This window comes from Dietzia timorensis, assembly GCF_020742175.1.
Lineage (GTDB): Bacteria > Actinomycetota > Actinomycetes > Mycobacteriales > Mycobacteriaceae > Dietzia > Dietzia timorensis_A.
In genome coordinates this window covers 20556-27008 of sequence record NZ_DYXM01000146.1, presented here as the reverse complement: position 1 = coordinate 27008, position 6453 = coordinate 20556, and the positions used below count along the sequence as shown (strand labels likewise).

General features: G+C 66.5%; 6 protein-coding genes. 2 read left to right on the top strand and 4 right to left on the bottom strand.

Going from position 1 to position 6453, the window contains the following annotated elements:
• Positions 1-262 precede the first annotated feature (262 nt).
• From K8V11_RS08090 to K8V11_RS08075, 4 genes are all read right to left on the bottom strand, one after another.
• Positions 263-1231, bottom strand: coding sequence for a sigma-70 family RNA polymerase sigma factor (locus K8V11_RS08090; RefSeq protein WP_303912521.1), 969 nt, complete (start codon positions 1229-1231; stop codon positions 263-265).
• Between the two features lie 262 nt (positions 1232-1493).
• On the bottom strand, positions 1494-1946 hold the full coding sequence (gene dtd, locus K8V11_RS08085; protein WP_303912518.1) for a D-aminoacyl-tRNA deacylase: 453 nt from the start codon (positions 1944-1946) through the stop codon (positions 1494-1496).
• A 17-nt stretch (positions 1947-1963) separates the two neighbouring features.
• Complete coding sequence (locus K8V11_RS08080; RefSeq protein WP_303912515.1) at positions 1964-3547, bottom strand: class I SAM-dependent methyltransferase; 1584 nt, start codon at positions 3545-3547, stop codon at positions 1964-1966.
• Positions 3548-3588: 41 nt separating this feature from the next.
• Positions 3589-4134 (bottom strand): DUF3099 domain-containing protein, encoded by a 546-nt coding sequence (locus K8V11_RS08075; RefSeq protein WP_303912512.1) that lies wholly within the window; start codon positions 4132-4134, stop codon positions 3589-3591.
• Positions 4135-4246: 112 nt separating this feature from the next.
• Here K8V11_RS08075 and K8V11_RS08070 point away from each other — a divergent pair, with 112 nt between their 5' ends.
• Positions 4247-4498 (top strand): DUF3039 domain-containing protein, encoded by a 252-nt coding sequence (locus K8V11_RS08070; RefSeq protein WP_303912509.1) that lies wholly within the window; start codon positions 4247-4249, stop codon positions 4496-4498.
• A 162-nt stretch (positions 4499-4660) separates the two neighbouring features.
• The gene (locus tag K8V11_RS08065; protein ID WP_303912506.1) at positions 4661-6382 is read left to right on the top strand and encodes a DEAD/DEAH box helicase; all 1722 of its coding nucleotides are present in this window, start codon (positions 4661-4663) and stop codon (positions 6380-6382) included.
• Positions 6383-6453 lie beyond the last annotated feature (71 nt).

The window sequence follows — 6453 nt, the reverse complement described above, 5'->3', positions numbered from 1 at the left end:
GGGCGCGAACGTGGTCTACCGCGACGACATCATGCCCCCGATCGGCGACTACAACCACTTCATCCAGGCGATCTCGGGCGCGCCGTTCGGCATCGGGTTCCTGCTCGATCGGTTCAACGGGCTTCCGGTCGCAGGAGGATGCCGCTAGCGGCGAAATCGAAGAATGACGCCGGGGTCGGACCGCTTCGCAAGCGTTCCCACCCCGGCGTCATCCATTGGTGGTTCGTTACCGACGCCCAATACAAGGCGCCGGACGTCTTGGTTACGAGGCGTACGAGCGCAGGCGCTCTGCACGATCCCCGTCGCGGAGCTTGGCCATGACCTCGCGCTCGATCTGGCGCACCCGCTCGCGGGAGAGGCCGAAGCGGCGACCGATCTGGTCAAGCGTGCGGGGCTGGCCATCGTCGAGGCCGAAGCGCATCGTGATGACCTGCTGCTCGCGCTCCTCGAGAGTCGAGAGCACCTCGCGTACGTCGGAGTGCATGACGTGGGTGACGACGGTGTTCTCGGCGCTGATCGCCTCGGCGTCCTCGATGAAGTCGCCGAGCGGCGCCTCCTCGTCGGCGCCGACGGGCATGTCGAGGCTGACCGGATCGCGCGAGTGGTCGAGCAGTTCCTCGATCTTGTTCGCGGCGATGCCCGACTCCTCGGCGAGCTCCTCGAAGCTGGCCTCGCGGCCGAGCTGCTGGTGCATCTCGCGCTTGATTCGGGCGAGCTTGTTGACCTGCTCGACGAGATGGACGGGGAGCCTAATGGTGCGGGACTGATCGGCCATGCCGCGGGTGATCGCCTGACGGATCCACCACGTCGCGTAGGTCGAGAACTTGAAGCCCTTGGCGTAATCGAACTTCTCCATCGCGCGGATGAGGCCGAGGTTGCCCTCCTGGATCAGGTCGAGGAGCGGCATGCCGCGGCCGGTGTAGCGCTTGGCAAGGGAAACCACGAGGCGGAGGTTTGCCTCGAGAAGGTGCGCACGAGCGGATTGCCCCTCGGCGACAATAGTCTTGAGGTCGGCACGGCGCTGTGGGCTGATGCGCTTCTTCGTGTCGAGAATGTGCTGCGCGTAGAGGCCGACTTCGATCGCCTTGGACAGCGTTACCTCGTCCTCTGCGTTGAGTAGTGCCGTCTTGCCGATTCCATTGAGGTAAACGCGAACCAGGTCCGCTGAGGGGCCCTGTCCTTCTGCTTCAAATTCCTTACGGGCGTCCTGGCGGGTGGTGGCTGACGTCATTACTCCTCCTATGGCGCGCGCCGCTGGCTGCGGCCGCCGACCTGCAAGCAGACAAACTTGCCTATTGTTTTCCCGGGTTGGCCGGTTGTTTGTGAATAACCGAGAAGGTCTTCAAAGAGTCCAACGAGATCTTCTCCCGCTTTGTTCCCGATTGGCCTCAATTCAATACCCTCAACCTTCTTTGCGCGAGTAGTAGGCGCTGAGAAGTGACTGAGAGGTGCGTCTCATTTCGGGCACACTCGACGCGCGGGAGTCGGCGAAGTTACGGCGAGGTTTCCACAAGCACTGTAAAAGGCCCATCGTTTACCGACTCGACATACATATGCGCCCCGAAAACTCCCGTGGAAACGGAAAGTGAACGCTTGCGCAACTCCTCGACGAGGGCGTCGAATAGGGGCTCGGCATCGGCGCTCGGCGCCGCCCGCTGCCACGAGGGGCGGCGTCCTTTTCGGGTGTCGCCGTAGAGCGTGAATTGACTGACCAGAAGCACGGGGGCGTCGATGTCGGAGGCGGAGACCTCGGCGGTGTCGCCGGCCTCGACGACGGTGAGAATGCGAAGCTCGGCGATCTTGCGCGCCATGGTGGCGACGTCCTCTCCGCCGTCATCGACGGAAATGCCGACGAGCCCCAGAATCCCGGGTCGCGGGAGCTCGCCCACGACCTCGCCGTCGACGAGGACGCGGGCCGAGGACACGCGTGTGAGCACTGCTTTCATTTTGCTTCCCCTAAGTTCTACGAGGTGGAACGCTCGTCGTGGGCCGGCCACCACTCTTCGAGGCACATCCCGCGGGCGCCGCGCGGCACGACGATGCCGTGGCGGAACAGGTCGACGACGATCGAACGGATCTCCCGGCCGGCAGTCTGTTCGTCGAGTCCTCTGGACAGCGCGGCGAGCTGGACGATCTCCGCCAGTGGCAGGCCGCCCTGTTCGATCCCGCGCAGCACAGAGGCGATCGTCGCGTCGACCTCGTGGCGCCAGCGCGGACCGGAGGCGCGCTCGACGACGAACCACGAGGCGGATTCGCCGGGCGCTGGGCCGACCCCTGCGCGGCCGGATGCGTTCCCGAGCCGCTGCGATTCATATATGACGACGGACGGCGCAATCTCGAAGACGCACGCGTCGATGTCTTCCTCGTCGCAGTCGCGAAGCCAGTCGGCGCGCGCGAAGTGGGCGAGCGCCTCGGCGCCGAGGCCCGGATCGAACGGGTGGGTGAGTTCCTCGCAGACAACCTCCGAGGGGCCATCGATGGCCTGGAGGTAGATGTATCCGAAGCCGAGGCCCCCGACGTTTTCGGCGGCGAAGTGGTCGAGCCAGCGCGCGGCCGACTCCCGGTACTCCGGTGTTCTCGGATCGACTCCCTCGTCCGTGAGCCATGTCCATACGTATTGTTCCGGGCCGGAGATGTCGCGGAGAAGTATCCAGGCGCTGACACCTTCCGCAGGGATCCAGTCGGCGAGGCGTGAACGCCAGCCCTCGCCGTCCTGCAGCACCCACGAACCGAGTAGCGTCGCCACGCCGCCCGGAGTGAGATGTTCGGCCGCCTGCTCGGTGACGAGTTTTGTCGCCCCGTCGAGGTGGAGCCCCGATTCGCGGTAGGAGTGCCCGATGTCCGGGGTGCCGATGACGAACGGCGGGTTCGCCACGATGCGGTCGAACCTCTCGCCCTCGACAGGAGAGAACCAGGAGCCCGCGCGCAGGTCGACGTCGAGGTCGTTGATTGCGGCGGTCGCCGCGGCGAAGTCGAGGCAACGAGGGGTGATGTCGGTGCCCACGCGGCGTTCGGCGTCCTGGGAGAGGAGCTGGATTCCGCACCCGGTGCCGAGATCGAGCACGGAGCGGGTGCGGCCGGGCGGAGTGATGCCCAGCAGCGACAGGCTCGCCTGTCCGACGCCGAGCACGTGGTCTGGGCGGGTATCGACACGCACCATGGTGCCGTCGAGGTCGGAGAAGACCCACTGCGCGCCGCTTCCCGTGTCCACAGGGCGGAGGTCGACGCCCGAGGCGAGAGAGTAGGTACCGGCGACGTCATCCAGCAATCCGGAGCGTACGGCGATATCGAGGTCGAGCTCGGGAAGTAGCTCTGCGATTCTCGTGCGCGCCAGGGGCTCGCCGAGCACGAACAGGCGCAGCAGCTCCCCGCGCGGGCCGGCGCCCGAGGCCAGTCGCGCCGTGGACGCGGCATCGGAGCGGTCCAGCGCCGCGACCCCGGCATCGCCGAGTGCAGTTGCGAGCCCGTCGACGGTGTAGTCGTGCTCGAGGAACGCGTGGCGAAGAGCCGGGGCCACGAATGCGAGGAGCGTGGTGTCGGTGGTCATGGGGCCTTTCGCGGGAGGTGGGGCGAAATTCGGGGGCGCAGTCAGCGGGGTGTGCCGGGAGGGTCCTCGTCGGCGCCTGGATCGAGATCGCCGTCGATGACGCTGTCGTCTGCTGGACGAGTCCCGGAACGATCCCCGGGATGATCACCGCGATAACCGGACCGTGGCGCGTCGCGGTTGGCCGCCGAATCCGGCGACTCGGTCCCGGTGGACGTATACACAACCCCGCCAGGTCCGACCTGCCGGTACAGCGTTGTCGTCTGCAGCGAACCGCGGGCATAACCGCGCGGCTCCTTCTTGCTGCGGCGAGGACGGTCGTTCGCGCCGATGACCGCGATCCAGGGAATCGGGATCGATCCTGCGATGATCGCGAGCGCGATCCACCCGTTATCCCAGATCATGAACGCGATAGCCGCGAGCAGGAGAGCGGGTATGCGCAGCGACATGAGGAAGAAGTAGCGGCGCTTTCGGTCTGCCAATTCTGCTTCGTACGGTTTTCGCGCAGCGGTGATGAGGACGGGGGAACTGGTGTCGTCCCCGTCCTTGCGGTGGAAGCGGCCATCGTGACCGCGCCGCGACGGTGCCATGTCGCCCAGGCTACTCCGCCCCGAAATACGCACTTTCTCCCACGTTCCGAGCGGGCGATGGGTGGGCGTCGGGGTTGGCGATTTAACACCCCGATGCGGCACAATTGAACCCGTGAGCACGAGCACTACGACGAAGACGATTGAAAGGCCGGAGGTCTCCGAGACCGACCGGACGGACGACGACACCCCGAAGTTCTTTCACTACGTGAACAAGGACAAGATCGCCGAGAGCGCGGTCCTGGGGACTTTTGTCTTGGCTCTGTGCGGGGAAGTCTTCCCGGTAACGCGTCAGGCGAAGCCCGGTTCGCCGGTATGCCCCGAGTGCAAGGAAATCTACGAGTCCTTCGGCGGTGGCGGCGCGTAAACCCCGCGCACGGATACACCGCACGTTTCCCATTCCCCGAAGGCGAAAGAATCCTGGTGAAGTAGTTTGACTCAAGCTGGCCCAAGCACGTCCGCAACCGCTTCGCAGCCGCCGCAGCAGAACCTTCGTGCATGGCAGCGCACGGCGATGCGCAAGTACCTGATGGCACGTCCGAAGGACTTTCTCGCCGTGGCGACACCGGGCGCCGGCAAGACGACCTTCGCTCTGCGCCTCGCGGCCGAGCTGCTTTCGGACCGGACCGTCGACACCGTCACGGTCGTCGCGCCGACCGAGCACCTGAAGTTCCAGTGGGCCGCATCGGCGGCGCGCTCGGGGATCGTGCTGGACCCCGAATATTCCAACGCCTCCGGCGCCCTTCCTCCCGAGTACCACGGCGTGGTCGTCACCTACGCGCAGGTCGCGGCGATGCCTTATAAGCACCGCGTGCGCACCGAAGCCAAGCGCACGCTGGTCATCCTCGACGAGATCCACCACGGCGGCGATGCAAAGAGCTGGGGCGACGGCATCCGCGAGGCGTTTTCCGATGCCGAACGCCGTCTGTCGCTGACAGGTACACCCTTCCGGTCCGACGATTCGCCCATCCCGTTCGTGGAATACGAGCCTGACGGCGAAGGACACATGCGCTCGGTCGCCGACCACGCCTACGGCTATTCCGACGCACTCGCCGACGGCGTCGTCCGCCCGGTCGTGTTCCTCGCATATTCGGGCGAGGCCCGCTGGCGCACGAACGCCGGCGAGGAGTTCTCCGCGCGCCTCGGCGAGCCGCTCACCGCCGAGCAGACCGCACGGGCCTGGCGCGTCGCGCTCGATCCGCACGGCGACTGGATGCCCTCGGTTTTGCAGGCCGCGCACACACGACTGCAGCAAGTGCGCGCAGGGGGAGTGTCCGACGCCGGCGGGCTGGTGATCGCCACCGATCAGGAGCGCGCGCGAGACTACGCCGCGCTACTGGAGGAAATCACCGGGGATAAGCCCGTCGTGGTGCTCTCCGACGATCCGGGCGCCTCGGCCCGAATCGACCAGTTCGCCAAGTCCACGGCTCGCTGGATGGTGGCCGTGCGAATGGTGTCCGAGGGCGTCGATGTGCCTCGCCTATGCGTCGGCGTCTACGCGACGAGCGCCTCCACTCCGCTGTACTTCGCGCAGGCGATCGGCCGCTTCGTCCGTGCGCGCCGCCCCGGCGAGACCGCCTCAGTCTTCTTGCCCTCGGTGCCCGTGCTGCTCGATCTCGCCTCACAGATGGAGGTGCAGCGAGACCACGTGCTTGGCAAGCCGCATCGCGAATCCGAGGGCTGGGACGACGAGGCGCTCGCCGCCGCGAACGCGACGCAGGATCATCCGGGCGAGGACGAGGAAGAAAAGGGCTACGTGTCCCTCGGCGCCGACGCCGAGCTCGACCAGGTGGTGTACGAGGGTTCCTCGTACGGAATGGCCACGTTCTCCGGCAGTGAGGACGAGGCCGACTACCTCGGCCTCCCGGGGCTCCTCGGCGCGGACGACGTCAAGGCTCTGCTGCGCAAGCGCGAGAAGGAGCAGATCGCCGCGGAGTCCACGAGGGGAGAGGCCGCGGCCGCCAGTGCCGCCGCAGGCAACACCGCCGTCATCGCCTCGTCCGGTACGGCCGCCGCGGACATGATCCCGCCGCAACCGGTCTCGCCGGCATCCGGAGGCGCGAACACCGCCGCAGAGCGCAAGGAGTTGCGCAAGGAGCTCAACACGTTGGTGTCGGTGTATTCGAAGCGCCTGAACATGTCGCACGGGTCCATCCACAACAAGCTCCGCGCGAGTTGTGGCGGGCCGCCGGTGCCGATGGCCTCGGTCGAGGAGATCCGGTCCCGGATTTCCGAGCTGCGCCGCTGGTAATTAATGACGCCGGACGGCGACGCTCTCAAGCCCGCAGACCGTCGGCGACACTGAACAATCGACAGGGCGCC

Bases quoted from the DNA above. Each gene is read 5' to 3' on its own strand.
- K8V11_RS08090 (WP_303912521.1), bottom strand. From the start codon at position 1,231: ATGACGTCAGCCACCACCCGCCAGGACGCCCGTAAGGAATTTGAAGCA.
- dtd (WP_303912518.1), bottom strand. From the start codon at position 1,946: ATGAAAGCAGTGCTCACACGCGTGTCCTCGGCCCGCGTCCTCGTCGAC.
- K8V11_RS08080 (WP_303912515.1), bottom strand. From the start codon at position 3,547: ATGACCACCGACACCACGCTCCTCGCATTCGTGGCCCCGGCTCTTCGC.
- K8V11_RS08075 (WP_303912512.1), bottom strand. From the start codon at position 4,134: ATGGCACCGTCGCGGCGCGGTCACGATGGCCGCTTCCACCGCAAGGAC.
- K8V11_RS08065 (WP_303912506.1), top strand. From the start codon at position 4,661: ATGGCACGTCCGAAGGACTTTCTCGCCGTGGCGACACCGGGCGCCGGC.